26 protein-coding genes are annotated in these 26,713 nt (G+C 45.2%); 15 read left to right on the top strand and 11 right to left on the bottom strand.

Features of this window, described 5'->3' with window-relative positions:
• Window positions 1-12: 12 nt before the first annotated feature.
• Window positions 13-492, bottom strand: coding sequence for a collagen-like protein (locus M3204_RS08900; RefSeq protein ID WP_251480868.1), 480 nt, complete (start codon window positions 490-492; stop codon window positions 13-15).
• Between the two features lie 59 nt (window positions 493-551).
• Window positions 552-1,646 (bottom strand): PRK06851 family protein, encoded by a 1,095-nt coding sequence (locus M3204_RS08895; RefSeq protein WP_251480867.1) that lies wholly within the window; start codon window positions 1,644-1,646, stop codon window positions 552-554.
• Window positions 1,647-1,916: 270 nt separating this feature from the next.
• Here M3204_RS08895 and M3204_RS08890 point away from each other — a divergent pair, with 270 nt between their 5' ends.
• From M3204_RS08890 to M3204_RS08855, 8 genes are all read left to right on the top strand, one after another.
• The gene (locus M3204_RS08890) at window positions 1,917-2,363 is read left to right on the top strand and encodes a cytochrome C (RefSeq protein WP_251480866.1); all 447 of its coding nucleotides are present in this window, start codon (window positions 1,917-1,919) and stop codon (window positions 2,361-2,363) included.
• 21 nt (window positions 2,364-2,384) lie between these two features.
• Window positions 2,385-4,256, top strand: coding sequence for a Sec-dependent nitrous-oxide reductase (gene nosZ, locus M3204_RS08885; protein ID WP_251480865.1), 1,872 nt, complete (start codon window positions 2,385-2,387; stop codon window positions 4,254-4,256).
• 205 nt (window positions 4,257-4,461) lie between these two features.
• Complete coding sequence (locus M3204_RS08880; protein ID WP_251480864.1) at window positions 4,462-5,025, top strand: hypothetical protein; 564 nt, start codon at window positions 4,462-4,464, stop codon at window positions 5,023-5,025.
• Window positions 5,022-6,338, top strand: a complete 1,317-nt coding sequence (gene nosD / locus M3204_RS08875; protein ID WP_251480863.1) for a nitrous oxide reductase family maturation protein NosD — start codon at window positions 5,022-5,024, stop codon at window positions 6,336-6,338. The genes M3204_RS08880 and nosD overlap by 4 nt, the downstream gene beginning before the upstream one ends.
• Window positions 6,335-7,132, top strand: a complete 798-nt coding sequence (locus tag M3204_RS08870; protein WP_251480862.1) for an ABC transporter permease — start codon at window positions 6,335-6,337, stop codon at window positions 7,130-7,132. The genes nosD and M3204_RS08870 overlap by 4 nt, the downstream gene beginning before the upstream one ends.
• On the top strand, window positions 7,129-7,800 hold the full coding sequence (locus M3204_RS08865; RefSeq protein WP_251480861.1) for an ABC transporter ATP-binding protein: 672 nt from the start codon (window positions 7,129-7,131) through the stop codon (window positions 7,798-7,800). Before M3204_RS08870 ends, M3204_RS08865 begins: the two co-directional genes overlap by 4 nt.
• A complete protein-coding gene (locus M3204_RS08860) occupies window positions 7,797-8,159 on the top strand; it encodes a FixH family protein (RefSeq protein ID WP_251480860.1) in 363 nt (120 codons plus the stop codon). The genes M3204_RS08865 and M3204_RS08860 overlap by 4 nt, the downstream gene beginning before the upstream one ends.
• A gap of 5 nt (window positions 8,160-8,164) precedes the next feature.
• Window positions 8,165-8,887 (top strand): hypothetical protein, encoded by a 723-nt coding sequence (locus tag M3204_RS08855; RefSeq protein ID WP_251480859.1) that lies wholly within the window; start codon window positions 8,165-8,167, stop codon window positions 8,885-8,887.
• Between the two features lie 134 nt (window positions 8,888-9,021).
• On the opposite strand, the gene ybaK is transcribed toward M3204_RS08855, so the two are convergent.
• Together ybaK and M3204_RS08845 are read right to left on the bottom strand one after the other, a co-directional pair.
• Window positions 9,022-9,498 carry a Cys-tRNA(Pro) deacylase gene (gene ybaK / locus M3204_RS08850; RefSeq protein ID WP_251480858.1) on the bottom strand — a complete coding sequence of 159 codons (477 nt, stop codon included), beginning with the start codon at window positions 9,496-9,498 and terminating at the stop codon, window positions 9,022-9,024.
• Window positions 9,499-9,567: 69 nt separating this feature from the next.
• Window positions 9,568-10,902: a UDP-glucose dehydrogenase family protein gene (locus M3204_RS08845; RefSeq protein ID WP_251480857.1), complete on the bottom strand. Its 1,335-nt coding sequence runs from the start codon at window positions 10,900-10,902 to the stop codon at window positions 9,568-9,570.
• A gap of 180 nt (window positions 10,903-11,082) precedes the next feature.
• Between M3204_RS08845 and M3204_RS08840 the strand changes: the two genes are divergently transcribed.
• Window positions 11,083-12,618, top strand: coding sequence for an FAD-dependent oxidoreductase (locus tag M3204_RS08840; protein WP_251480856.1), 1,536 nt, complete (start codon window positions 11,083-11,085; stop codon window positions 12,616-12,618).
• Window positions 12,619-12,824: 206 nt separating this feature from the next.
• On the opposite strand, the gene M3204_RS08835 is transcribed toward M3204_RS08840, so the two are convergent.
• Window positions 12,825-13,724, bottom strand: coding sequence for an NAD(P)/FAD-dependent oxidoreductase (locus tag M3204_RS08835; protein ID WP_251480855.1), 900 nt, complete (start codon window positions 13,722-13,724; stop codon window positions 12,825-12,827).
• 209 nt (window positions 13,725-13,933) lie between these two features.
• On the opposite strand from M3204_RS08835, the gene M3204_RS08830 reads away from it, so the two are divergent.
• Entirely contained in the window at window positions 13,934-14,995 is a 1,062-nt protein-coding gene (locus M3204_RS08830) for a hypothetical protein (protein ID WP_251480854.1), read from the top strand.
• 170 nt (window positions 14,996-15,165) lie between these two features.
• Here M3204_RS08830 and pgmB read toward each other — a convergent pair whose 3' ends face one another.
• Together pgmB and M3204_RS08820 are read right to left on the bottom strand one after the other, a co-directional pair.
• Window positions 15,166-15,834: a beta-phosphoglucomutase gene (gene pgmB, locus M3204_RS08825; protein WP_251480853.1), complete on the bottom strand. Its 669-nt coding sequence runs from the start codon at window positions 15,832-15,834 to the stop codon at window positions 15,166-15,168.
• A 230-nt stretch (window positions 15,835-16,064) separates the two neighbouring features.
• The gene (locus M3204_RS08820; RefSeq protein ID WP_251480852.1) at window positions 16,065-18,356 is read right to left on the bottom strand and encodes a glycoside hydrolase family 65 protein; all 2,292 of its coding nucleotides are present in this window, start codon (window positions 18,354-18,356) and stop codon (window positions 16,065-16,067) included.
• Between the two features lie 256 nt (window positions 18,357-18,612).
• Between M3204_RS08820 and M3204_RS08815 the strand changes: the two genes are divergently transcribed.
• From M3204_RS08815 to M3204_RS08805, 3 genes are all read left to right on the top strand, one after another.
• The gene (locus M3204_RS08815; protein WP_251480851.1) at window positions 18,613-19,110 is read left to right on the top strand and encodes a cytochrome c-type biogenesis protein CcmH; all 498 of its coding nucleotides are present in this window, start codon (window positions 18,613-18,615) and stop codon (window positions 19,108-19,110) included.
• Window positions 19,111-19,177: 67 nt separating this feature from the next.
• Entirely contained in the window at window positions 19,178-19,372 is a 195-nt protein-coding gene (locus M3204_RS08810; protein WP_251480850.1) for a hypothetical protein, read from the top strand.
• A 188-nt stretch (window positions 19,373-19,560) separates the two neighbouring features.
• Window positions 19,561-19,929, top strand: a complete 369-nt coding sequence (locus M3204_RS08805; RefSeq protein WP_251480849.1) for a cytochrome-c oxidase — start codon at window positions 19,561-19,563, stop codon at window positions 19,927-19,929.
• A gap of 51 nt (window positions 19,930-19,980) precedes the next feature.
• On the opposite strand, the gene M3204_RS08800 is transcribed toward M3204_RS08805, so the two are convergent.
• Entirely contained in the window at window positions 19,981-21,186 is a 1,206-nt protein-coding gene (locus tag M3204_RS08800; RefSeq protein WP_251480848.1) for an MFS transporter, read from the bottom strand.
• 203 nt (window positions 21,187-21,389) lie between these two features.
• On the opposite strand from M3204_RS08800, the gene M3204_RS08795 reads away from it, so the two are divergent.
• Complete coding sequence (locus M3204_RS08795; RefSeq protein WP_251480847.1) at window positions 21,390-22,223, top strand: hypothetical protein; 834 nt, start codon at window positions 21,390-21,392, stop codon at window positions 22,221-22,223.
• Between the two features lie 36 nt (window positions 22,224-22,259).
• On the opposite strand, the gene M3204_RS08790 is transcribed toward M3204_RS08795, so the two are convergent.
• The 3 genes from M3204_RS08790 to M3204_RS08780 form a co-directional block, all read right to left on the bottom strand.
• Entirely contained in the window at window positions 22,260-24,494 is a 2,235-nt protein-coding gene (locus M3204_RS08790) for a sensor histidine kinase (protein ID WP_251480846.1), read from the bottom strand.
• A complete protein-coding gene (locus M3204_RS08785) occupies window positions 24,472-25,164 on the bottom strand; it encodes a response regulator transcription factor (RefSeq protein WP_251480845.1) in 693 nt (230 codons plus the stop codon). Before M3204_RS08785 ends, M3204_RS08790 begins: the two co-directional genes overlap by 23 nt.
• A 480-nt stretch (window positions 25,165-25,644) precedes the next feature.
• The gene (locus tag M3204_RS08780) at window positions 25,645-26,109 is read right to left on the bottom strand and encodes an HAD family hydrolase (RefSeq protein ID WP_251480844.1); all 465 of its coding nucleotides are present in this window, start codon (window positions 26,107-26,109) and stop codon (window positions 25,645-25,647) included.
• Between the two features lie 60 nt (window positions 26,110-26,169).
• Between M3204_RS08780 and M3204_RS08775 the strand changes: the two genes are divergently transcribed.
• The gene (locus tag M3204_RS08775) at window positions 26,170-26,706 is read left to right on the top strand and encodes a dihydrofolate reductase family protein (protein WP_251480843.1); all 537 of its coding nucleotides are present in this window, start codon (window positions 26,170-26,172) and stop codon (window positions 26,704-26,706) included.
• Window positions 26,707-26,713 lie beyond the last annotated feature (7 nt).

Raw genomic sequence — 26,713 nt, 5'->3', positions numbered from 1 at the left:
TTGCGTCTATGTTCAGCACTGGAAGGAACGGATTTGTCTTAGGTCAATGCCGTAGTATACCCAGCCTCTTCGGCGGCTCCATCTCCAGCCAGCTACAGAATTCCGGCCGACGAAGACTGGATAGAACCAGAAGCTGCTGCCATTGTTTAGCCAGATATACGTGAATCGGTACATGCATCTTCTGATTCCGCCTGGGTCAACAGCAAACGCTGTAACCTGTTCTTGTGGCGTGTATGGCGGTGGTGCAGTGGTTGGTGCCCCTCCTCCTTGCTGGCCTCCGCCAGGCCCGCCTGGCCCTCCAGGGAATCCACCGGGTCCTCCTGGAAATCCGCCTGGCCCTCCTGGGAAGCCGCCTGGACCACCTGGGAAGCCGCCTGGGCCACCCGGAAAAATCCTTGCATCATACTGCGGATAAAATTCATTTTCATAAAAACCATAATCGTCATCATTTTGCTGGTATGGTCCATATGGGTAGAAGTTATTGTAATACAAACTCATATCCCCTTTCTAGTTGTATTCCATCTAATGTATGCAAAACGCCCAAACAGGTGCTAGTCAGCACTCAGGGTTTCAATTTCCTTTTGGATCTGGCTGGCGAGAGCATCGACCTTTGTGAAATCCATTGCTTCAATATAGATTTTCTCAAGCTGGTCGCGAAGTACTTTTGCATTTGCCAGTGAAGCAATTGCCTCACTCATCTTTGCCTTGTATCTGCCGCCAACATCCTCGATTTCAGAGGCATATTTTTCATCTGTGCCTGGAGTAATCAGTTCGTCATACATATCAATGATTTCATCTGTTTCCCTCTCAGGGAAGTATTCATGCGGCGCCGTACTGTCAAAAATCGCAAAATCGAGCTCGCGGACAATCACCATGTCCAAGCTGTGAGGGTCAAAGCCGCAGTGATAAACCTCTACGTCGTAACCGCGGGACTGTGCTTCCGCAGCCAGCTTCTTCAGCATCGTTGACTTCCCTGAACCAGGACGGCCTTTAATGAAATACCTCTTGCCCACTGTTTCAGTCAGGTTTGGAACAAAATCAACCGCACCAACCGGGGTGGCGGCTCCGAGAAAACGATCGTGCACTCTGCCATCTCCTGTCGAACTTTTGTCGCCAAAGAATCTCTCTATCAATCTGTTCGTCAGATCATTCGCTTTTTCAAAGTCCATGTTTTCGATATAAATTTTTTCCCATTCATCATGAATTCTTAATGCTTCCGCAAATTGGCTGTATGCCGTATTGAAGGCGCTGCTGATTTTTTCGCTAAGCTGCTGGATTGTCACTTTATGCTCTTTTAGCTTGCCAGAATCCCACGCCTCTCCGAGATTCACGTACTCCTCAACCGCACCAGGTGCCTTAGGCTCGATGACATGCGGAGCGGTGCCATCAACGATGCCTGCGTTCAATTTAGGAATGAGTACTCCATCAATCGATTTGTTATCAGATGAGCAGTGCAGGAATTCAATATCATAGCCCTTTTCAAGCCATACATTGCCGATTTTTTTCATAAGCGAGGATTTACCCGTTCCTGGTCCGCCTTTCAATATGAATAAACGGGATAACCCTTGCAGGTTTGAATCATACAAACTGTAAAATCCTCGAGCAGTATTGCCGCCGGCAAAATAATTCAGTATCTTTCCAGACATTTATCGCACTCCCTCCAGCCGTTCGTACAAACGGCATGTTGTCGCTTCCCCATTACTATATGCAGCTTAAATGTACTGGGTGAATGCCCAGCTAAAATCGTTCTGCTTCTATTTCCAGTTTATTTCCCGGGCAAGTGATATTCTTCACAGCTCCACTTTCTGCTTTCACAAATCATTCACAATAAACACTTAAATGTGTGCAGTACATCACACTGCCGATTTGGCTGAGAAGTTAGGATGAAATTGTAAAACAATCAAGGGGGGAAAAAAGTGAATAAACCAGTCATCCATTTCATCATCAGTGCTCTTCTTGGCTTGGGCATAGGATATGTGGCCTTCGATGTCATTCCTGCCGGTGATAACCAGGAAAAAGAAGTTACAGCTGTCAAGGAAGATTCCAAGCCTGTGGAAACAGCCACAGAAGAGAAAGAAACGACTGATACAGCTTCAACTGCTGCTGGCGAAGAAAATATCCTTCAATCGAAAGGCTGCCTTGGCTGCCACTCCGTCGAAGCATTGAACCTTAAAGGCGGAGCTACCGGACCGGATCTTTCCCAGGCGTTTAACAATGTCGAAGGAAAACATGGCAAACCAGTCGCTGAATTCCTTAAAGAACCTACATCAGCAGTCATGTCCGGCGTAATCGGCGGCAACCCGCTGACAGAGGAAGAAATAAATCAAGTTGTCAACGTTTTGAAAGAAGCTTCTGAAAAATAATCCAAAGGTGGTGCAGTGTTAATGAAAAAATGGGTTCCCGCAGCTTCCGGGCTGCTAGCCGGCTTCATGGCTGCGACGGTATTTTTTGCAGATTTTTCAACAGGACCTAAAGGAACGGCAAGCAACGACACCGCAAACAAGTCAAACGCTGAAAAGGTCTATGTTCCTTATGGCGAGCTAGACGAGTATTACATGCTTTCATCAGGCGGCCACTCAGGCCAGCTATTCGTATACGGACTGCCTTCAATGAGAAAGATCCGTACGGTGCCTGTATTCTCCCCAGACCCGGCAACAGGATATGGCTTTGACACAAAAACAAAAGAAATGCTGGGCGGCTATACATGGGGAGATTTCCACCACCCTGCGATTTCAGAGACAAATGCTGAATATGACGGTAAATTCGTGTTCGCCAATGACGTCGCCAATAACCGGATTGCTGCTGTCGACTTAAGCTCCTTCCATACAGCGGATATCATGGAAATGCCAAACATGGGCGGGCCGCACGCAGGGACATTCGTGACACAGAATACGGAATACATCGTCATGCCTACCCGCTTCTCTGTTCCAATCGGGAAGGAATACGCTCCACTGGATGAATTTGAAGATAAATATAAAGGTGTCGTCTCAATGGTCAAATTTGACCAGAAAAAGAAGGAACTCGATTTGGCATACCAAATCATGCTTCCACCTTGGTCCTACGATTTATCCGATGCCGGCAAGAAGGTTTCTGGCGACTGGATCGTCATGACGACCTACAACACTGAATTCGCAACAACGAACAACGAAATCAACGCTTCGCAAAATGACCGTGACTATATTGTCTTGCTTAACTGGAAAGAGCTTGAGAAAAAAGTAGCAGACGGTGAGTATGAGGAAGTCAATGGCGCGAAGATGATCGACCCTCGCAAGCATAAGGGCTCGATCTACGCAGTGCCAGTAGCTAAATCACCGCACGGCGTTGACGTCACTCCGGACGGAACACGCTTTATCGCGTCAGGTAAGCTTGCACCTTTAATGACTGTGTTCTCATTCGAGAAAGCTTTTGAAGCGATCAAAGCTGGCAATTTTGAAACAGAAAAATTCGGTATACCTGTATTGCCTTATGACAAGGTTGTAGAGCGCGAGGTGGATCCTCCAGGAGCATTAGGGCCGCTTCACACTCAATTCGATGACAAGGGCAATGCGTACAATACGATGTTCATTTCATCCGAGATCGTCAAATGGAAAATCGCGACTGGTGAAATTCTTGACCGCACACCTGTCCACTATTCACCAGGACACTCAACTGCCACTGAGGGCGACACAGCATCTCCAGACGGCAAATGGATTGTATCCTTGAACAAAATCGCGAAGGATAACTTCTTATCCGTTGGACCTTCACACCCTGAATCAATGGAATTGATTGATATTTCAGGTGAGAAAATGTCGCTGACCTACACGGCTCCGGTCGATCCTGAACCGCACTACGCGCAGACGATCCACCGCGACAAGATTAAGACAATCAAGATTTACGAGAAAGATGAAAAACGTGAGCACTCCGTTTGGAAACAGGAAGACACGCGCATCGAACGCAAAGGCAATGAAGTCCATGTATATGGTATCGCAATGCGCTCTAAATTCGTGTTTGACGCAAAGGCAAAGCGTCCTGATGAAATCAAAGTCAACCAGGGAGATAAGGTCACTATCCACTTAACGAATATCGACCTTGACCAGGATATCACCCACGGCTTCGGCATCATGGACCACGACCTGAACTACGAAGTCCAGCCTGGCCAAACAAGCACAATTGAATTTACCGCTGAAAAAGCTGGTACTTTCCCAATTTACTGCACAAACTTCTGTTCAGCCCTCCACCAGGAAATGAGCGGCTACCTGTTGGTCGAACCGAAATAACCTGGCAATGCTGATGAGGAAAAGGGTATTGAGCTAAAGCCATACCCTTTTCTCCCTTTATGAAAGGACTTTTATTATTTTTATATACAGCTTCGCCATAGCAATATTTAACCCTTTAAATTAAGTAAACAAAGAAGCTGAAAAAAGATAGTTCAATATGGGACTGCCTGAAAAAATAGGGCTTTTCCTTTAGGAGATGATTCAGATGGCAAAGAAATTTTCTGTTGGTTCCATGGCTAGTCTTATCGGGGCTGCAGCATTCCTATTTGCCTCTATCAAGTTCCCCTGGTGGGGGATGAAGTTTTACGCACCGCAATATATGGAGGGGCTAGATATCATTGTTTATCCTAGCAAGCTTGAAGGAGACATTGATATCGTAAACGGCTTGAATCACTATATCGGCATGGCTCCCTTTAGCAATGAAAGCTTTCCTGAACTGCAATACCTGCCTGGCCTGATTATTGGAATGGCAATCCTTTTCATCATCATTGCGTTATTGAGAAGAAAAGCGCTGCTCTATGTGCCTGCCGTACTGCTAGTAGCTGGCGGGGCCATTGGCATTTATGACATGAACCGCTGGCTTACAAAATTCGGGACCGAGCTTGACCCGAAGGCACCGATTGAGCTTGAACCGTTTGTACCGCCGATTATTGGAGAAAACATCCTCGCGAACTTTGTAACGCACAGTTATTTTACGACAGGTTCATTCCTGTTAGGGGCTGCCTTCCTTCTTACACTTCTGCCCTTCTGGCTGGAGCGGCGGAAATGAATAGGCTATTAATCTTATTTGTTGGGATAGGCGTCTGGATTTTCTCCACCCTGCCTGTCTCGGCAGATGTATCCCTGCAGAAGCTGATTGATGCAACTCCAATAAATGGCGAGCTTAAACTTGATAGTCAGAAATATGAAGGCAACATCGTGATCACAAAGCCAATCGCGATTATCGGAAAGAAAGGCACGACAATCCGAGGCGATGGCAAAGGAAATGTCGTTCTGATCAAAGCTTCAAACGTCACTCTGAAAAATTTAACAATCGAACATGGCAGCCTGAACAGGAGCTCCGATGAAGAATATTCGGGGATTCGCACGATGGGTGAACATAACCAGTTTATTAATCTAGTTATCCACGATGTTTACCATGGTCTCTATATTAATAGTTCAAAACACAATCACGTTAACAATGTAAAAGTCACTGGCCAGGGGACCGGAAAACTGGGAAGCCAGGGGAATGGCATCCAGCTTGTCCGCACCTCCCATAACATCATTGAAAATAGCACGATCGCCAACACTCGCGACGGCATCTACGTTGAATACGCAGATAAAAATGAAATCCGTAATAATCTTGTTAGTGAAACACGGTACGGCCTGCACTATATGTACTCAAACGATAACACCTTTTATAAAAATCGCTTCAATAAAAACACTGGCGGTGCGGCAATCATGCACTCCCAGGGAATCATGCTGAAGGAAAATCAATTTTCCTTTAATCAGGGATCCCGTTCATTCGGGCTGATCATCCAAACAAGCAGCAACAATACTGTGCTGGACAATGAATTTTACCTGAACCAGCGCGGCATATATCTAGAGCAATCAACACAAAACCGGATTGAGGGAAATAAATTTTTCCACAATGATATCGGAATTGAGCTTTGGACCACCTCTACTTCCCAGGTATTCACAAAGAACCATTTCAAGCAGAACGTTGCCAACGTACTGACGATTGGCACCGAATCCTATAACCAATGGAATCAAAACGGGAAAGGAAACTACTGGGGAACAGAGCTTTCTGTTCTTGACTTGGACCAGGATCAAATTGGCGATTCTCCCGTTGAATATAGATCATCCCTTTACAAGCTAGTAGAAGAAAACGAATTAGCATACCTATTTTTGAAAAGCCCAGCCATTAAAATCTATGAAAAAATCAATGAAGTATTAAGCACCCAGAAAGTAATGGTCGTGGATGAATTCCCGCTGATCAAGAAGGATGAACAGCCTCAAGCACCATGGATTCCGGCAGCAATCCCGGCCATCCTGATTGTGGGCTGGATTTTTATCAAGAAGAGAAGGAGTCGTTTATCATGAACTACATTTGGAAGGAATGGCTTGAACAGTCACGCGGGAAAGGTCTCTGGCTCGGCCTGGCCATGGTCATACTGTCTTCCATGTTTCTTATGATGGAAGCTCGTTCTTATCCAGATGAACTCGGATTTGACGCTTTTCTTCTCTCGCTGTATGACATGAATATTTACCTTGTCCCAATTTTTGCGCTCTTCATTTCCTCTTTTTCAATCTTTCAGGAAAAAGAGCTGAAGACATCGATGATCCTGCTGACGAAAAAGGAATCGAACCGCAGCCTGATGATGAAAAAGAGCATTGCCATCCAGACGGTCGTTATTGGTGCCTTTGTCGGCTGGTACTTCATCTTAGCTCTGTTGATGAAATGGTTTCTGCAATTCCAGCTTTCAAGCTTTCTCTATTTTGTCGCAACCGTTGTCGTACTGCTGCTAATCTTTAACCAGCTGGGCCTGTTTTTGGGAAACATCACGAACACCAAGATGCAGCTGATTGGCGCAACAATTTTTACCTGGTTCCTGTTCGTGTTCCTGATCGACCTGGCCTTTATCCAGTACGTTCCATCTGTTTCCTATCAAAATGTCAAACTTTTTTCATGGCTCTACTTCCTGGATCCGCTGCACACATTGCGCTTCTATCTTGAGACATCACTCGGCTTATTCTCGCTCAACAACATGTCGAGATTGATGGAGAAGATGATCTGGATGGCCCCATGGAAGTTTCTATTAATCGACCTGGCCTTCTGGATGACCCTGTTTTTCGAGCTTTCCATCCTGTTCCGCAGCAAGGGGGATAAATCATGATTGAGATCAAGGATCTATCGCAATCATATAAAAAAAAGCAAGTCTTGAAGGATATAAATCTAACAGTTGAAAAAAACGAATACTGCGCACTCGTTGGCCGGAACGGTGCTGGAAAGTCGACGCTGATTCGCTCGATCCTTGGCCTCCAGCCTGTTAAAAATGGCAGCATCACTTTAGGCGGCTATTCTAATAATAAAGGTGACTGGAAGAAGATTGTCTCCTACCTGCCGGAAAAATTCCACCTCTACCCTCACCTGACAGGAGAAGAGAATATGAGGTTTTTCGCCTCACTCGGCTCAGGTGAGATAGATGAAAAGAAAATCGAAGAAAAGCTGAAGCTTGTCTCGCTTTGGGATGACCGCCACAATCAGGTGAAGGGCTACTCAAAAGGAATGCTACAGCGGCTTGGGCTCTGCGTTATGCTCTATTACGATACAGAAGTGCTGATTCTCGATGAACCAACGAGCGGACTTGATCCGCTTGGCCGGGAGGAAATCCTGCAGATCCTGAAGTCACTGTCTGGAAAAACGATTTTCATGGCATCGCATCATATGGATGAAATCAAGCAGATCTGCACTCATGTAGCATTTTTGGAAGATGGAAAAATGACAAAGTATACCGTTGATGAATTTCTGAATGAACATTTAAAGGGAGCGGATACAAAATGAAAAAATGGATCGCAGGCTTCATGTTGCTGATGGTTCTCCTCTCAGGCTGCAGCGAAGGTTCGGATTATGAAATTACTTTAAAACAGGCACCTAAATATAAAGCCGGAGAAAGCTACCCGGTAGTAATTGAAATTTCACAGGATGGCCAACCCGCAAGTGGCCTTGAATTCTCAGCTTTCCTTGAGATGGCAAAAATGGACCACGGATCGATTGAGCTGAATTTTGAGGATAAAGGAAACGGCATATACGAATCAAGCGTCGAGCTTCCAATGGCTGGCGAATGGGTTGCCAATATCGAGGGAGAAGCCGATGGCTCAGCTTTTGAACATGTGATTACATTCGAAGTTGAAAAGGAATGATCAGCATGAAACGAAACATAATTTTTATACTTGGCCTGCTGTTGATTGGGTTAGTCCTGACCGGCTGCCAGGAGAAGCAAAAAGATTCCGTGCAGGAAAGCAAGCAAGCTGGAGAGTCAAAAGCAACTGCTGAGAAAAGCAAGCAGGCTGATGAAGCTGGATTCACTTCTGAAGACAAAGTAGTCACAATCAACGGCAAGGTCCTTACCTATGAAGACTTGCAATTTTACCAGCTGATGAACAAGGTCGATATTGAGCTGAACCGCGAGCAGGATCAGCAGAAGCTAAAGGACGCTGAACTTACCGATAAACTGGCCTACTGGGACGAACAGCTCAAGTATCATGATAACTTCAACGTAAATCTTTCAAAAATGATCGAGCAGCATGCGATGTACCTGCTTGCCAGGGAAAAAGGGCTGGATGTTGAAGTTTCTGAGGTTGCGAAAACAATTGAAGAATTCACGGTCAGGCTGGAGCAGAACGAGCCTGCTTCACAGCTAGTCGCAGCTTACCCTGACGATGCTTTTAAGAACAGATTGAACAGCTATTTCACCGAAAAAATGCTCACCAAGCAAATATACGAAACCCTCAAGACCGATGTTCGAAAAGAAAAGCCAAATGCATCTGAAAAAGAGGTCGTATATGATACATCGAAGAATTATGATGGCCTGTATCAGTCACAAATCGCAAGCTTGGAGATAAAAATCAATGCGGCGGAGAAGGAATAGCAAAAAGAATTGCCTTACAATTAAATTTTTGTTGCCTGAATAGCATCTTAAATGACAAAACCGCCTTGATTTAATGATCTTTTGCCCCTTTTGTGCAATTGAAAGACCACAGCCCATGTGTGCTGTGGTCTTTTTCATTTCGTTAATTCTGCGTATTTTCCATCTGCTGCATTGATCAATTGGTCCGGTTCCAGCTCGACCTGAAAGCCGATTTTGCCGGCGCTGACGATAATCCTGTCCATTCCCTCGGCACTTGCATCCAAATACGTTGGATAGTTCTTTTTCATGCCAATCGGTGAGCAGCCGCCGCGGATATAGCCAGTGAATTTCTGGATGTCTTTTACCGGCAGCATCTCCACACTCTTTTCGCCGGCTTCCTTTGCTGCCTTTTTCATGTCCAGCTCATCTTCGACCGGTATGACGAATACATAAAGATTCTTGCTTGCCCCTACTGCTACAAGCGTCTTGTAAACCTGTGCCGGATTTCTTCCAATTTTCCCCGCCACAGCTACTCCGTCTATTTTTCCGTCATTCGCGTCATATGTGAGAATCTCGTACGGCACCTTTTGCGTATCGAGAATACGCATTGCATTTGTTTTAACCTTAGCCATCCTGTTTCCTCCTCAAGTGAAGGTGTTTAGGTTAATTTTACCTTATTCAGGCCGCCACGAGCAATCCTGTCAACGGCCCAGGCTCTCAGAATGATGGCTTGCAATGATCGCCTTCCTGCCAACCGAAATATATGTCAAACCAGCTTTCTCAGCCATATCAAGGTCATAGCAATTCCGCCCGTCAAAAATGACCGGATCGCGCATGAACAAATTGAATTTCTGCAACTCATACTGAACAATTTGCGGCCACTCTGTCATGATGAAGACTACCTCTGCTCCCTTGATTGCAGCATCCACATTATCTGCGTAATATAGCTGACTGCCGAAAAGCACTTTCCCCTTTTCTGACGCAGCCGGATCAAAAACGGAAACATCAGCATTCTCTTCAAGCAGCTGTGCAATCAGTTCAATTGCTGGCGCCTCACGGATATCATCTGTATGCGGCTTGAATGCCAGACCCAGAACCGCCGTCCTCTTCCCTTTCAAGCTCCCAAGCATCTCTTTCGCCTTATGGAACAACTGTTGTTTTTGCCTGCTGTTCACCTCAATGACCGAACGGAGGATTTTAAAATCGTATTGATAGTAATCTGTCAGCTTTTCGAGCGCCTTTGTATCCTTAGGGAAACAGGATCCGCCATAGCCGATTCCCGCCTTTAAAAACTGGCTTCCTATCCGCTGGTCCATTCCCATGCCTTTTGCCACATCCTCAATATTCGCGCCGGTATGCTCGCAAAGATTGGCCACTTCATTAATAAAACTGATTTTTGTCGCAAGGAATGCATTTGATGCATATTTAATCAACTCTGCACTGCGGATATCCGTCTGTAAAATGGGCAGGCCAAACGGTTCATATATTTTTGCGACCGCACCGCCCGCCTCACGGTCATCAGCACCGATGACAATCCTGTCAGCATGAAATGTATCCAGGATTCCCGAACCTTCACGCAGAAATTCAGGATTCGAGACTACTTTTACATTCAGGCGACTCGAAATGATCTGCTGCAGCTTTTGAAAAATCCGTTCGTTTGTCCCTACAGGCACAGTACTTTTAATGACAAGCATCGTATCATTGACGAGATTTGCGCCAATTTCCGCTATTGCGGCATCCAGATAATCAAGATTGGCCGAGCCGTCTTCATTTTCAGGCGTCCCTACTGCTACAAAAATAAAATCAGCCCTTGCGCAGGCACTTTTCGAATCTGCGGAAAAATGAAGCCTTCCTTCCTTGAGGTTCTTTTGCAGCATCTCTTCAAGCCCAGGCTCATAAATCGGGCACTTCCCTTCAGAAAGAGTGTTGATTTTATTTTCATCTATATCAAAACAGGTCACATTGTACCCAACTTCAGCAAAACAAACTCCCGTAACCAGGCCAACATAGCCTGTCCCTACTACTGTAACTTCCATATTGGCCTCCCATTCTGTAATGCTTTCATTTTATCACGCACAAAGTACATTTCTGCTCAATCCGCTCAATTTGGTAAAAAGTTGTCTATGAAAGTTTTCGTCAGGGTAAAGGAAACAAGCATGATTTTCACTTAAGAAGGAAAAATTAGTTAGTATGAAGATTTTTAAGGAGGATTGTTCATGAACGATTATACTTCAAAGCTGCCCCGATTCCCTGAACCTTATTGGCGTAAAACGGCCGACCTGCCAACATTCCCAAAGCTGAAGGAGGATTTGAAGGTTGATGTCGCAGTCGTTGGCGGCGGGATTACCGGTTTGACATCAGCTTACTTACTGGCCAAAGCAGGAGCAAAGGTGGCCGTTATTGAAGCCGGTTCTCTCCTGAATGGCACAACCGGCCATACAACCGCAAAAGTAACCGCACAGCATGGAATGATTTATGATGAGCTGATCAGCCATTTTGGCGAGGCAAAAGCACGCCTCTATTACCAGGCAAATTATGATGCGATGCAATTTGTAAAAAATATCGTCAAAGACCAGCAGATTGATTGCGATTTTACCGAAGAGGATGCCTATATTTACACAAATTCCGATAAGGAAATGGAAAAGCTCCTGAAGGAATTCAAGGCATATGAAAAACTAGGCGTGGCAGGCAGCGAGTATGTTTCAGAGATTCCGATTCCCGTTGAAGCGATGGCCGCGATCGTCATGCGCAACCAGGCCCAGTTCCATCCGCTCAAATTCCTAAAGCATCTGGTAGAGCGTTTCACAGAAATGGGCGGCCAGATTTTTGAAAACACAACTGCAGTCGATATGGAGGAAGGCTCAGAGCCTGTCGTCACCACCAGGGATAATCACAGGGTCCGCTGCAACCAGATGATCATCAGCACTCACTTCCCTTTTTACGATTTAAAAGGCTTCTATTTTTCTCGAATGCAGGTAAACCGCTCGTATGTGCTTGCCGTCAAGACGGAAAAAGAGTTCCCAGGGGGGATGTACATCAATGCCGAGACACCGACACGTTCATTAAGGTATACGGACTGGAATGGCGAGAAACTGGTGCTCTTTGGCGGAGACAGCCATATCACCGGCCAGGAAGAAAATACCCATCAATATTATGAGGCACTCGAGGCATTCGCTGCGCAAACGTTCGGCGTAAAAGAAATTCCCTATCGCTGGTCAGCACAAGACCCGACTACCCTGGATAAAATTCCTTTCGTCGGCAAATATTCTTCGAGCACGGAAAACATCTTTGTTGCCACAGGCTACCGGAAATGGGGAATGAGCAACGGCATCAACGCTGCCATTCTGATGTCTGACCTTGTATTAAAAAAGGATAACCCTTACAAAGAGTTATTTGAGCCGCAAAGATTCCATGCCCAGCCTGACGTAGCGACATTCGTTGCCGATAACGCCCTGGTTGCAAAAGAGCTGGTTAAAGGGAAATTTGACCGCCCATCCACCAAGCCAGAGAGCCTGGAAAATGAAGAAGGTGCCGTAGTTACTGTAAACGGAAAACGTGCCGGAGCATATCGCGATGAAACCGGCCAGCTGCACGTCGTCGATACAACCTGCACCCATATGGGCTGCGAACTGAAATGGAACAATGGCGAGCGCTCATGGGACTGCCCGTGCCATGGCTCAAGATTCTCCTATAAAGGAGATGTCCTCGAAGGACCTGCAGAGCTCCCATTGCAAAAAGTGGATTTAGAATAATAGAAAGCCGCCATTCATATGAGTGGCGGCTTTTAGTATTAAATTTCTGTCCAACAGGGAGAAAAACTCCGCCAACGGGGAAATTATTGAACCCAACGAGGAGAAAGTCTCCGCTTAAGAGGAAATTATTGAAATCAACAGGAAGAAAATCTCCGTTTAGGGGAGGAGAATCATCCCTCAGCCAGGATAAAAATCCCGCTGACTCCCTATTTTCCCCCAGCCAGGAGCGTCTTATGGATCCAGATGCTGGCCTGCATGCCGTCCCCCATCGCAATCGTGACCTGTTCTGAATGGGCGACGACATCCCCGGCGGCCCAAACATTCTCGACATCGGTCATTTTGGTTCGCGGGTCAACTAACACATGCTTGTTTTTATGCAGTTCGACACCAAGCTGCTGGGCAAGCTGCGATTTTACTTCATTGCCGCCGAAGGCGATGAAGCCTCTCTCAGCAAAGAGCTCCTCACCGTTCGCCAAAGCAATGCCCCTGAAGTCAGGACCATCCGCAAGGACCTTTTCGATTGGCCCTTCTGCATACTGGATGCCCTTTCCCTTCATTGCAGCTGCTATCTCCTCGTCTACCTTTGTATTTTCATGATTAACATACGTAATTTCATCGGTAAAATAGTTCAAGGTCAACGCCATGTTCGCCCCTGCATTGCCTGAACCCATTACTATAGTGGACTTGTCCTTCACCTCACGGCCATCGCAATCCGGACAGACGTAGACACTGATCCCAAGCGTCGGCATCAGTTCCGGGAACGGAGGAATGCGGTCCATGATGCCCGTTGCCAAAAGCAATGTCTTCGCTTTATAGGTTTCCCCGCTATCCGACTCGATTTCAAAACCGCTCATGGTCTTTTTCGCATATGCTGCCTTGCCAATCACAAACTCGACGCCGTATTTCCCTGCCTGCTGGCGCCCGATTTCTCTTAATTCAGGTCCGCTGATCCCGTCCGGATAGCCAAGAATATTGTGATAACTATGGCAAATCGCCGAACGCCCGTCCCCCGCATCCAGAACTAATGTTTTATGATTATAACGTCCAAGCTGGATGGCTGCCTGCAGCCCGGCTATCCCGCCGCCAACAATTAAACAATCGTACATACTGCTCCACCGTCCTTTTAAAAAATCCCATAGTAGCATATTTCCCTGTTAAAGGACGGATAATCCGAATAATGATTTTTTCCAAAAAGGAGGGCGACCAACAAGTCTAGATTTTCAACTATTCTTATTAACACTAGTTTTGTCGAAGAGATTTAAATTACTACTTAAGCACTATGAAATCAATTATAATAAAAACGAGGTGGATAATAATGACAAGTTCAGTCGTGAAAAAACCAAGAATACTGCCATATGTAGTTTTAGCCTCTTTAATCCTGCTATCGAATTATATTTTTTATCGGACTTCCGTGTTCGGCCCTGTCCCCGAGGGAGCCGTCATTGGTTCTTTGCTGGACTTATTAATCATCCTGCCTCTCATGACATACTTCCTGATCATCCGTAAAAGATATTCCTTAAAGTACCTTGGCATTGTAATTTTAGCTGGTTTTGCTGCCGCATACTTGATCGTTCCGCAGCAGCATCTATCAAAGTACTCTTTCCTTCCCTATCTCTTGATGATGTCGGAAGGAGCCTTCCTGCTATTTGAGCTTTACATTGCCTTTACTGTCATCACAATGCTCCCAAAACTGCTCAAGGAATATAAAAAGTTAGCTAAAAAAAATTCCATTTTCCTGTTTAATATAAGAACAGTGGTCGATAACAATCTGCCTGGCAATACGGCAGCGAAAGTACTTGTTAGCGAATTTTCGATGTTCCATTACTCGCTATTTTCTTGGAAAAAGAAACTTAATATTGAACACGGACAGCCTTTTACCTATCACAAAAAAACAAGCGTGAACGCGGTCTATATCATGATCATTCATGCGATTGCGATTGAGTCGATTGGGCTCCATTACTTCCTGCATAGCTGGAACTCCAATGTCTCGTACATCCTGCTGTTCCTGAACATTTACGCTATCCTTTTCTTCCTGGCAGAGCTTCAGGCCACACGCCTCACTCCATTTTTGCTGACAGAGGACCACTTGCTATTGCAGACGGGATTCTCGAAATCGATGCATTTGCCATTGAGCAAGATCAATGAAATCAAATATTATGATGGTCCGGAAAAATTCAGCCGCAAGGAGCAAACAGATCTCTATGATGCCAGGGTGCCTGATTTGATTCAGGAAAAACCAATGTTTGAAATTACCATCAATGAACCACATGATGTCCATTTTATGTATGGATTGAAGCGGAAAGTAAACCGAATCGTGCTGAATGTTGATGCACCGGATGTCTTTTACAACGAAATAAAGCGGTCACTCCAGGAGTGATCGCTTTTTTTGATTTTCGAAAAATTGATTTCTCACTGAAGCAGGTATTTCTCGGCTGTCCTCCCTGATTTCTCACCAATTTACTAAAATCTCTCGCAAACACGCTAAACTATATGATTTATTCGGAAATAGAAAAACCCGGCCGAATGCACGACCGAGTTCCACATTTATTAAGCATTATAAACTTCTATGATTTTTTCCAATGAAAGCTCAGCTGTACTTGAGTAAACGAGATCGGCCTTCTCGAAGCTTTCTTTCGGCCCTACTGCAACGGCGAACATGCCGGCTGCTTTAATCGCCTGCACGCCTGCTGCTGCATCCTCGACACCAATGCATGCCTCAGGCTCGACTTCAAGCATTTCCGCTGCGCGCAGGAATACTTCAGGATGCGGCTTGCCGTTCACAACTGTTTTCGCGTCCACGATGATATCAAACTCAGATTTCATTCCTAGCGACTCCATGACTGTGAAGGCATTCTTGCTCGCAGAAGCCATTCCAAGTTTAAGTCCTTTTTCCTTGATATCAGTGATCAGTTCTTTGATTGCCGGCAAAAGATCCGACGGAGTGATATCCTGGATCAGCTTTAAATAATGATCATTTTTCTTGTCAGCGAGCGCATTTTTTTCCTCCGCAGTAAAGTCAGCTGCGCGACCGCCAATCTCGAGGATTTTCTCGAGGGAATCCATACGGGAAACGCCTTTCAGCTCCTCGTTGTCTTCACGTGTAAAAGTGATGCCCAAATCCTCGGCCAGCGCTTTCCACGCTAAGAAATGGTATTCTGCTGTATCAGTGATGACGCCATCAAGATCGAAAATGAATGCTTTAATTGGTCTAGTCATAGATACTCCTTTCATGAATCATTCCTGCAGCTACGGCTGCACATTTTCGTTATATTAGACATTTTGACTTCATCCACACTACAAAATGTCCATTAAATACTGTTTCTTAGGCATTTCGACTCCATCCACACTACAAAATGTCCATTAAAACCCTTGATGCATTTTTGCCTCTTCAAAAGATTCCTCTAATGAGAGAGACCCTCAGGCTGCCCTGAAGATCTCCCGCTTTCTTAATTCAATTTTATCGTATGCTCGCCATCTGCAGGAATCATGACTTCCACGCCGAAAAGCTTCATCGCAAGCTCTGGGCCTTGCTGCGTGAGAACGACGTTTTCCTGGTTCACTTCCACTTTGATATAGTGGTCGCGGTAGATGATGTTGAAGCTGTACTGATTCCAAGCCTTAGGGATGAACGGTGCGAATGACAATGTGCCATCAGCCGTACGCATGCCCGCAAAGCCTTGGACAATCGCAAGCCATGCACCTGTCATGCTTGTGATGTGCAGTCCGTCTTCCGTGTCATTGTTGTAGTTATCAAGGTCAAGGCGCGCCGTGCGGTTGTACATTTCGTATGCCTTCTCTTCCATGCCAAGCTCTGCAGCCAGGACTGCGTGGATGCTTGGAGACAATGAAGATTCATGGACTGTCATCGGCTCATAGAATTCAAAGTTGCGGCGCTTCTCTTCTTCAGTAAATTCGTGATTGAAGAAATATAATCCCTGAAGGACGTCCGCCTGCTTGATGAAGCAGCTGCGAAGAATCTTATCCCAAGACCAGTTCTGGTTGATTGGGCGGTCTTCCGCTGAAAGCTCATCAACAGTCTTCAAATCTTTATCAAGGAATGTATCGTGCTGGACGAAAACACCTTTTTCTTCATCGTAAGGGAAGTACATTCTTTCGATGATATCCTGCCACTTCGCAAGCTCTTCATCTGTAAAGCCAAGACCAGTAAGTCGGTCCTCATGGCCATTCTGCTTCAAGAAGTCGATGACTTCAAGTGTGTAGCGAAGCGTCCAGACTGCGATCCGGTTTGTATACCAGTTGTTGTTGACGTTGTTTTCGTATTCATTTGGACCAGTGACGCCGTGTATCATATAGACATTCTTGGACTTGTTGTAGTGGACGCGGTCTGCCCAGAAGCGGGAAATTCCAGCGAGCACATCAATTCCATATTCATGAAGATAATTTTTATCTCCAGTGTAATTCACATAATTATAGATCCCATATGCAATCGCGCCGTTACGGTGGATCTCTTCAAACGTGATTTCCCATTCATTATGGCACTCAACGCCTGTGAAAGTAACCATTGGGTAAAGCGCGCCCTGCAGTCCCTGCTGCTTCGCGTTGTGGTATGCACCATCAAGCTGGTTGTGTCGGTATATCAACAGATTGCGCGCAACCTCTGACTCTGTAGTAGAAAGGTATAGCGGAATTGCGTACGCCTCTGTATCCCAGTAAGTTGCACCGCCGTATTTTTCGCCTGTGAAGCCTTTAGGTCCGATATTCAAACGGGAGTCTTCACCGTAATAAGTCGCAAACAACTGGAACAAGTTGAAGCGGATTCCTTGCTGCGCCTCGTCATCGCCTGCGATTTCCACGTCAGCAATTTCCCAGCGGCTTAACCAGCCATTTTTGTGCTCTTCCAAAAGCTGTTCAAAGCCTTTTTCAACAGAGCGTTCCAACACTTCGCGGCCTTTTGAAACAAGCTCACCTGCTTCATAATCGCGGTCAGTTGTAACGGCAACATACTTGTAAAGGGTTACAGTTTGTCCCTGCTCAGCTTTTACTTCAATAACATTTTCAACATATTCCTCTTTTTCGTTCACTTCCACTTTCGCAGCTTCGCCATCGACAACCGTTTGCATGGTTGTCGCTACCTGGAAAGTCGGAGTTCCGAATGGATTATCTATCGTCTTCATTACAAGGCTGCCAGCGTATTCAGAAGCATCTCTGCTCACTTCATACCAGAAGTCCTCATCATAGTTAGAGTCTTCATTGCGAACGTCGCCATCCAAATAAGGAATAAAGGTAACGTTTCCATTATAGTTTTTAGCTGTTACGGAATAGCGGATTGCAGCTAGCTCTCGGTCGGCAACTGACAGGAAGCGCACAGCTTCTACTTCCGTTTCCTTGCCATTTTGAACGACTGTGAATTTTCGCGTCAGGACACCATGCTGCATATCAAGCTCACGGTAGTAATCCTTCACTTCTGCCTTATGAAGATCAAGTTCCTCTCCATCAACCAGAACTTTTACGCCGATAAAATTAGTGGAGTTGATGACTTTTCCAAAATAATGAGGATAGCCGTTTTTCCACCAGCCAACACGCGTCTTGTCTGGGAACCATACACCTGCGATATAAGAACCACGGTGATAGTCGCCACTATATGTTTCTTCAAAATTCCCGCGCATGCCCATGTGGCCATTTCCCAGGCTCATGATGCTTTCAGCAAGACGGAAATCTTCTTTATGAAGTTCAGTTTCGATGATTTTCCAGCTATCGATTCCAAATAATCTTTTCATAGATTTATCTCCCTTTAAGAAGTTGTACAAACGTTTGCACTATTATATCATGAATTTCCGCAAAAATGATAAAACCATCCGTGTTATTTTTGTGGCAAAGTGAAATGATTATTATATCACTATTATAACCAAGGAATTTAGGCCTAAAAATCGTACTGTTTTTGCCACAGACTGGAAGCTGTATCAGCCAATAACGGATATATAATATTTTTAATAGAGGAATTTTCTATGCCACATTTACCGAAGGAGAGAATTCATGAAACGCCTCGGACAGATTATTTTAATGAGTTTACTCATATTTGCCGGACTTACTGTTTTCGCTTTCGCAGAGGAAACAGGCATTAAGGATTTTGATTTCAGCAGACCTGACTTTCAGGCAGTCGTTAGCATGCTCTCGATGGAGGGACACGGCACCCATGATGTCAGCAACTGTTCGGTTAAACAAATTTATTACGATGAAATTGCTGAGATGATGCAAAAAGGAATGACAAAGGATGACGTGATTGCCTATTATGTCGATAATCTTGGTGAACAAGTCCTGCAGGCTCCACCGCAAAAAGGCTTCAACCTGACATTATGGATCACCCCTTTTGTGATCTTGCTTTTAGCTGCACTGCTTATTATCCTCTTGATGAAAAAGTGGAAAAAAGGGAGCATGCCGATTGCTGAGGATCCTTTCCTTTCTGGGGCTGCAGAAACGGAGGCTGAAATCGTTTCATCGATGATTGAAGCCGAACGGAAAAAATATTTGTAGAACAAAAAGCGCAAGCGCCTCGTTCAGCCCCGACAAGCGCTGGAGGGCCGACCGGTGAAGTCGTTCTTTGACTTCACCTGAGCGAACCGAAATCGAAATGTATAGCCGACTGTCCAGAAACGCAGAAACTGGAGACTCCACCAAAGAAGCGCTTTTTGCTTCTGCCGGGGGAGTTGAAGTTTCGGAGTTTCTAGGAGGCGACACTAGACAAGCGTCTCGAGGAGTTAGGAGCCGCAGCTGGACAAGCGACTCGAGGGGCTAGGCGCTGGAGCTGGATTAGGAAAACTACATGTGGTTATCCATAACTAAATAATTTTATAATTTCCTAAACAAGACCAAAAGCCTTAGGGCTTTTTTTTTATAAGTAAAATCTATTTTCATAGGAAGTATGTTATATTTCTGAAGATTTTTTATATAATCTAAAAGAACTATTCAGAGAGGAGGAAACAAATGAGTATAAGATTCTTTAAAGTGGCCGCGGTCTATTTTGTTATTGCAATTATACTTGGAATTGTTATGGGGATCATGCATGATTTTTCACTGACTTCAGTCCATGCACATTTGAACTTGCTTGGCTGGGTGTCTATGGCGCTGTTCGGAACAATTTATTACCTTTTTCCTGCGGCAGGGAACAGTAAGCTGGCAAACACTCACTTCTGGCTGCATAACCTGGGTGTACCAGTAATGCAGGGCGGAATCACATTGACAATGCTGACTGAAAATGACTTTTTCACCGTTTTTGCGATTATTGGCTCGCTTGTCGTCGTCCTTGGCGGTATTTTATTCGCGGTGAATGTGTTTAAGCATGTGAAATCTTGAGTTTTCGCCAATAAAAAAGTTCGCCTGATTCATAGGCGAACTTTTTTATGACTATGCAAGCTCTTTTTGTTTAGTTTCAGTACCCCAGAAAAATACCGCGGCTGCTCCAATCAAAATTGAAATGCAGAAAATCGTAAAGATTGTGGTAATCGACAGATTTTGTGCCGATAAATATGGCACCATAAGCGGACCCAGAATTCCGCCGACACGTCCAAATGAAGCGGCCATCCCTGCACCTGATCCACGGATGGTTGTTGGATACTGTTCAGGTGTGTATGCATACAATGCACCCCACGCTCCGAGGTTGAAGAATGACAACAAAATCCCAGCAGTAATTAACAGTGCGAGGGAGTCTGCTGTCCCAAAGAAATACGCGCTGAGAGCTGTTCCAATCAAGTACGTTACAAGGACAAATTTCCTGCCTGCTTTTTCAATCAGCCAAGCCGCTGTAAAATACCCGGGTAACTGCGCGAGCGTCATGATCAATACATATTGGAAACTCTTAATCAGTGTGAAGCCCTTCATGACCATCACGCTTGGCAGCCAGAGGAACATCCCGTAATAGGAAAAGACCACACTGAACCAAAGAACCCAGAGCATCGCGGTTTTTTTGAAATGTTCCCTGGACCATACCTCGGCGATGCTCTCCATGATTGTCAGTCTTTCCTTCTTCTCAACCGCAAGAAAACGCGGGGAATCTGGCAGGTTGATACGGAGATACAGAGCATACAATGCCGGCAGAGCGCTCAGGATCAAGGCCATTTGCCAACCGAACTTCGGGATGATGAAGTAAGAAATCAATGCTGCTACAAGCCAGCCTGCCGCCCAGAAGCTCTCTAGCAATACGACGACGCGGCCCCGCTTCTCAGCAGGTACACTTTCGGACACCAGAGTTGAGGCAACCGGCAGTTCCCCGCCAAGTCCCATTCCAATAAAGAATCGTAATAGTAAAAAGAATGACAAGGTCGTTGCCATCGCGGAAATCCCGCTGCCGACTGAGAAAAGCAATAACGTTATAATAAAGACATTTTTCCGGCCAATCCTGTCAGCGAGCAATCCGAATACAAGTGCCCCGACCGCCATACCAATCGAGTTCACACTTCCGATCCAGCCCATCTCTTTGCCTGTCAAGCCCCAATCAATCTGCAGGGCAGCGATGATAAAGGACAAGATTCCTACATCCATCGCATCGAACATCCAGCCCAGTCCGGCAATTCCAAGCAGCTTCTTTTCTGAAATCTCCTGTGACTTTTTCATAAAACCCTCCTACGACACTGCTGCGATACAAATAGTTTCCCTAAAATGGTTTGTATTAACATATTAATTGTGTTGCTCCTCTATATTACCATTTGTCTTGACACTAGTCATGATATAAATTCACGAAAAAGGGCCCGGTAAATATTTTCAAAGAATTAGCGAATATTATAGCTATATACTTTGAAAAAGCTGGAGTGTTGGATATGAAAAAAAACAAACTCGCAAAAAAGAACGCCCTTCCCTTTCTGCTGCTGGCTGTCGTTCATGTCTTGCTTTTTTTCATATTCACGAAAAGAAGCCGCCAGAAGAATATATGGACCCTGCTGCTCTCCAATATCGGAATGGCCTATTTATTCGAGTACCCGGTCCTTAATTTGTTCAAAGGATATTCCTATAAGCCAAAAATCCTTAAGAAAAAGGCTCATGATCAAATTCTTGGGGCGATTTTATCGCAGGGGTTTTATGTTCCGATCACGGCTACCCTCCTTACTTTGTACCGGAAAAATGGGTACTGGAAGCTCGGCAGCTCGCTGTTTTATTATGGCATTGAACGATATTTCCTGCGCTTGAAAATCTATAAAGCCTACTGGTGGAAACCCTCCTATACAGTATTCTTTATGAATATTTATTTTTACATCAGCGATTGGTTTTATAAAGCGCTGAATGCAGAAAAAAAATGGGCCCTTGTTACCGCCCAATACTTGGCAACTGAGGTCATCGGTGTTACATTGCTCTTTATATCTGCGGTCGGCAGGAAGGTCCGCTTCGGTAGGGGAATCTACCACACATGGCGCGAGCATTTTATCATTGCACCGCTCTATAGTCTGGTCCGGGCGGTTTTCTTCGTCATCAACTCTCCCAGGCAAGGAGTACTTCCCAGGCTGACCATGTTCTTGGGATTGACCGGCATGGATTGGATGCTGGAGAGGACCGGCCTCTTGAAAATGCGATTGAACAAGCTCTGGAATATCTATTTCAATGCAGTGATGGTCCTGCTGTCAAGGTATCTGTATATAAAAATCCGCCAAAAACAGTGAAAGCCCCCCTCTGCATAACAAAGGGGGGTGTTGGTGTTAAGCTAATCGATCAAGGACGACCGTTACCTTGAACAGGTCGCCGTCGACTTCGATGTCAAGCGAGCCTTCGTGCAGGTCGACAATCGATTTGGCGATTGCGAGCCCAAGCCCGGAACCATCTGTATGGCGCGACTGATCACCGCGTTTAAAACGTTCGAACAGTTCATCCAGATCTTCTCCCAGCTCGTATTTAGTGATATTTTTAAAAGTGAGCACCACCTGGTTTTGCTCTTCTTTTACCGAAATATAGACCCTCGTATTCTCCAGCGCATACTTCAGGATATTCCCGATCAGGTTATCGAAAACTCTCCAAAGCTTTTGCCCGTCAACAAAGGCATAAACCGGATGATCCGGCTGGGAAACGCGCAGCTTTAGTGAAGACTGGCTCAGTGCTTCGTTATGCTCGGCCAAAGCCTGCTGCAGCAGCTGGTTGAGGTCGACCTTCTCTTTATGCAGTTCAATATTGCCACTCGCCATTTTCGTTGCCTCGAACAGGTCGTCGATCAGCACTTTGAGCCGCTTCGATTTACGGTCCAGGATTTCAATATAGGAGTCTCGATCCCCGGGTGCCAGGTCAGGCGTTTTGAGAAGCTCCGTATACGTGATAATCGAAGTGAGCGGAGTCCTGAGATCATGGCTTACATTCGTGATCAATTCCGTTTTCAGACGTTCACTTTTAGCCTGTTCCTTGTTTGACACGTTCACCGCAGTCCTCAGGTCATTGATATTAGCTGCATGCATGGCGATTGCAGATTTCCCTTTCACCGGTATGTCCGCACCTAAATGGCCTGCAGTCAGTTCTTCTGTATGCTTCATTACTTTATTCAGATAGCCTGCTTTCCTCATGATCATGATGAAAATTGGAAGACTTATGACTCCAAAGACGAAAGCAATGACGATTATTTGCCCTCCGCCTGCTACAAGGACTGCAACTAACAGCATGCCCATCATAAAGGCGATCCCAAGGATGACAAGCAGTTGGAATCCGATGCTCTTGATTAAAAACGCATTAAGAATGGAGTGATATGCTTTTACTAAAAGGCTGTTATTCACATCCTCTTTCAGATTTGGCCAATCCTTACGGTACTCCGAAAGGAATCTTAGCTGGATCCACCCGAATGCCAGCAAAGAAGCTGCAGCAACCAGGCTGATGATCAGATCGGTAAGGGTAGCGAAGACATTTGAATGATAGTAAACAAATTGTTCGCTGATCAGAGTCATGGACAGCAAAAGGAAAAACATTGTCGTTAAAAGCAGCACAGCTCTTACATCCAGCGGAATCCTCCCATAGAATGGCTTTAGATGTTCAAAAGAGTCAAAAACAGTTGTCGGTTTCCGTTTTGCCAGGAAATAGCTCGCAATCAAGGCAGCGATACTCGCTAAGAGATAACCGAAAAAGAGCTTTTGCCCTTTCTGGTAGTCTTGATAATTTATGATCGCGATGTTTTTTTCTGATGCGTGCTTAGAAAGCCCGATTTGACCGGTCAGATTCCGGTCTTTTTGATTCTCAAGGATGGTTTCAGCCACTTCATTATAGGGCAGGAAGTTTTCATTATAACCAGTGAACATGTAATTTCTCTGCACACCTGCGTAATCCAGAACATAATACATGTCTTTTTTATTCAGGTAGTCAGATGCTGATTCACCTTTTGATAGATTGAGATTCGTAATCACTTCTCCTGTTGTATTGTCTTTTAGATAATATTTAAATGCATTCCCTAGATTGGTGAACTCGTGGCGGTAATTTTCTAGGTTCCGGTAAAATTCATCGATCTTCTTCTCTTTTTCTTTGACGATTTTTGCGCGTACATATTCATCACTATTGAAATTTTCGGTTATATCCTCGATTTTTCCGTCTCTTTCCTTCTTCAGGATCTCTTCAGCCGCCTTGTTTTCCGAATCGATTGCAGCCTGTATTTGATCCTCATATTGCATTCCGATATTGGAAATTTGATCACCGAGATTGCCATACCTCGTACGATGTTCTTCAATTTCCTCATCGGAAACAGTGATCTGCTTTTTCATTTCTTCTTTTGGCATTTTATAGAGCTCAAACATATTCAGCATGGAAACAAATTGGTCCATTTGTGAGTTATATTCATCTGATTCAAAATAATCGCCTTGCATAAACCGGCTGCCATTTGTCAGGACCGAAAACAGTCCGCTAAGGCCGAATGCAATCAAAAGCACCCATACCACAAACAAATACTTACTTTTCGATTTTATATCCAATCCCCCACACCACCTTCAAAAATCTTGGATTCTTCGGATCGATCTCTATTTTTTCGCGGATTTTGCGGATATGGACGGCGACTGTGTTTTCGGCATTGTAGCTCGGCTCCTTCCATACACGTTCATAAATATCATTGATGGAGAACACTCTGCCGGCATTCGTCATCAGCAGTTCGAGGATCTTGTACTCGATTGGCGTCAGTTTTACTGGTTCGCCATGGGCGGTGACTTCCTTCGAGGACTGGTCAAGTGTCAGGCCATTCAGGTCGATCACCTTCGCCTTACCTTCGTATGTACCGAGCGTGACATACCTCCTGAGCTGCGATTTCACCCTCGCGATCAGTTCAAGCGGATTGAACGGCTTCGTCACATAATCATCGGCACCGACCTGAAGCCCGAGGATTTTATCGGTATCCTCCGCCTTGGCGCTCAAAATGATGATCGGGATGTTCTTGTCTTCCCGAATCCGGAAGGTCGTCGTAATCCCGTCCTGACGCGGCATCATTACATCTAGCAGGATCAGGTGGACCGGCTGCTCATTCAGCTTCTCGATCGCCTCGATTCCATCCGCCGCCTTGATGACCTTGATTCCTTCGTTCTTTAAATAAATCTCAATCGCATCTCTTATCTCTTTCTCATCATCCACGACAAGCACATTGTATTGTTCCAAGTTTGAAAACCCCCTTCCCTAACAGGCAAGCTTTGATATTTTCTATTCTAGGCAGTGAACCTTAATATTCACTGAGCATAAATCTTAAGATTTTCTTAATAATGGTAAAAGTGGTGTGTGAATCTATTATATATTTTTATGAAGGTTGAGAGGGAAGGTAATTTTGGTGATGATTTTTATAAAAACGAAGCTTTCCTGCAGAAGAAATCGGCTCAATCTCCTGGATATTGAGCCGATTGGGTGAGTTTCATGCCTGCTTTTTATTCTTGAATCTTTTTATTGGCGGTTTTCACAATTTTATTGGCGATTTTTGAGTTTTATTGGCGAAAAAGTTATTTTATTGGCGATTTCACCCTACTTATTGGCGAAAATCAAATTTTATTGGTGAACTGGAAATTTCGGGCGTTTTTTTCCAGTTTAGGCTCGGTACTTGAGAAACCATTTTTACCTGTATTTTAGGTCTGGTAAATATTCACTCGGTTACTTTCGCAGCGTAGCGATCAACCGCTTCGGATTCAGCAGCAAATCCAAACCATCATTGATATCTTCAATCATCAGATCGCTTTTCAACAATGTTGCCGTTGCGCAGCCTTCTCTTCCGATTATGGCAATGGCGAGGTCGGATTCTGCGAACATCGCTTCATCATTCGCCCCGTTGCCCATACAAATCACGCCATTCAGCCCACGGACAAATTCTCCCTTCTCGTCTGTATGATTTTCTGACTGTAGAATTTGTACGGTGACAGGCAGTCCCTCACACTGCCGGACCACACTTCCGTTTGTATCGGCTGTAATGACATGAATTTCTATTTCCCTGCTAAGCAGCTGGATTCTTTCCTCAACGCCAGAGATCAGCACGCCGCCAAAAGCAATCGTTCCGTTAAAATCCAGTACCAGATGATGCAGGTTGAATTGTCCTCTCCCCGGGATGTTCAATTCAAGCATGTATATGCCCCCTCATTTTTGATAGAATAACGTTATTATACACCTGCATGGAGGATATCAATGGAAAAGAACAAAGTCATTCTGTATATCGCAATGAGCCTGGATGGCTATATCGCCAGGCCGGATGGGGCCGTTGACTGGCTGGATGATGTCGAAGGGGAAGGAGATAATGGTTACGGTGAATTTTACAGCCAGGTTGGAACAGTCATCATGGGGCGGAAAACGTATGAGGAAGTCCTGAAACTGACGGATGAGTTCCCTTATGCCGGTAAAAACTGTTATGTTCTATCGCGGCAGTCCCAGGAAAGCACTTCTCATGTCACATTTACAGATGAAGACCCGGAAAGCCTTGTACCCCGCCTCAAAAAAGACTCAGATGGGTATGTCTGGCTTGTCGGCGGCGGCCAGCTTGTCCAACAATTCCTTGAAAAAAAGCTGATCGACGAATTGGAGCTCTATATCATTCCGAAATTGATTGGTGAAGGAATTCCGCTGTTTCCGGATGGCACACCGCCTTCGGATTGGGAATTAATCAGCACAGGGCGCCGTGGTCAGATTGCGGCACTGAAATTTAAATTGAAAAAAGGCGCTGGATGATGTCCAG

It is taken from the genome of Mesobacillus subterraneus (assembly GCF_023715485.1).
GTDB lineage: Bacteria > Bacillota > Bacilli > Bacillales > Cytobacillaceae > Mesobacillus > Mesobacillus subterraneus_B.
The sequence above is the reverse complement of the archived record's forward strand: the minus strand, read 5'-3'. Positions and strand labels throughout refer to the sequence as shown.

Coding starts and splice junctions, on each gene's coding strand:
- M3204_RS08895 (WP_251480867.1), bottom strand. CDS start 1,646: ATGTCTGGAAAGATACTGAATTATTTTGCCGGCGGCAATACTGCTCGA.
- nosZ (WP_251480865.1), top strand. CDS start 2,385: ATGAAAAAATGGGTTCCCGCAGCTTCCGGGCTGCTAGCCGGCTTCATG.
- M3204_RS08880 (WP_251480864.1), top strand. CDS start 4,462: ATGGCAAAGAAATTTTCTGTTGGTTCCATGGCTAGTCTTATCGGGGCT.
- nosD (WP_251480863.1), top strand. CDS start 5,022: ATGAATAGGCTATTAATCTTATTTGTTGGGATAGGCGTCTGGATTTTC.
- M3204_RS08870 (WP_251480862.1), top strand. CDS start 6,335: ATGAACTACATTTGGAAGGAATGGCTTGAACAGTCACGCGGGAAAGGT.
- M3204_RS08865 (WP_251480861.1), top strand. CDS start 7,129: ATGATTGAGATCAAGGATCTATCGCAATCATATAAAAAAAAGCAAGTC.
- M3204_RS08860 (WP_251480860.1), top strand. CDS start 7,797: ATGAAAAAATGGATCGCAGGCTTCATGTTGCTGATGGTTCTCCTCTCA.
- M3204_RS08855 (WP_251480859.1), top strand. CDS start 8,165: ATGAAACGAAACATAATTTTTATACTTGGCCTGCTGTTGATTGGGTTA.
- ybaK (WP_251480858.1), bottom strand. CDS start 9,498: ATGGCTAAGGTTAAAACAAATGCAATGCGTATTCTCGATACGCAAAAG.
- M3204_RS08845 (WP_251480857.1), bottom strand. CDS start 10,902: ATGGAAGTTACAGTAGTAGGGACAGGCTATGTTGGCCTGGTTACGGGA.
- M3204_RS08840 (WP_251480856.1), top strand. CDS start 11,083: ATGAACGATTATACTTCAAAGCTGCCCCGATTCCCTGAACCTTATTGG.
- M3204_RS08835 (WP_251480855.1), bottom strand. CDS start 13,724: ATGTACGATTGTTTAATTGTTGGCGGCGGGATAGCCGGGCTGCAGGCA.
- M3204_RS08830 (WP_251480854.1), top strand. CDS start 13,934: ATGACAAGTTCAGTCGTGAAAAAACCAAGAATACTGCCATATGTAGTT.
- pgmB (WP_251480853.1), bottom strand. CDS start 15,834: ATGACTAGACCAATTAAAGCATTCATTTTCGATCTTGATGGCGTCATC.
- M3204_RS08820 (WP_251480852.1), bottom strand. CDS start 18,356: ATGAAAAGATTATTTGGAATCGATAGCTGGAAAATCATCGAAACTGAA.
- M3204_RS08815 (WP_251480851.1), top strand. CDS start 18,613: ATGAAACGCCTCGGACAGATTATTTTAATGAGTTTACTCATATTTGCC.
- M3204_RS08805 (WP_251480849.1), top strand. CDS start 19,561: ATGAGTATAAGATTCTTTAAAGTGGCCGCGGTCTATTTTGTTATTGCA.
- M3204_RS08800 (WP_251480848.1), bottom strand. CDS start 21,186: ATGAAAAAGTCACAGGAGATTTCAGAAAAGAAGCTGCTTGGAATTGCC.
- M3204_RS08795 (WP_251480847.1), top strand. CDS start 21,390: ATGAAAAAAAACAAACTCGCAAAAAAGAACGCCCTTCCCTTTCTGCTG.
- M3204_RS08780 (WP_251480844.1), bottom strand. CDS start 26,109: ATGCTTGAATTGAACATCCCGGGGAGAGGACAATTCAACCTGCATCAT.
- M3204_RS08775 (WP_251480843.1), top strand. CDS start 26,170: ATGGAAAAGAACAAAGTCATTCTGTATATCGCAATGAGCCTGGATGGC.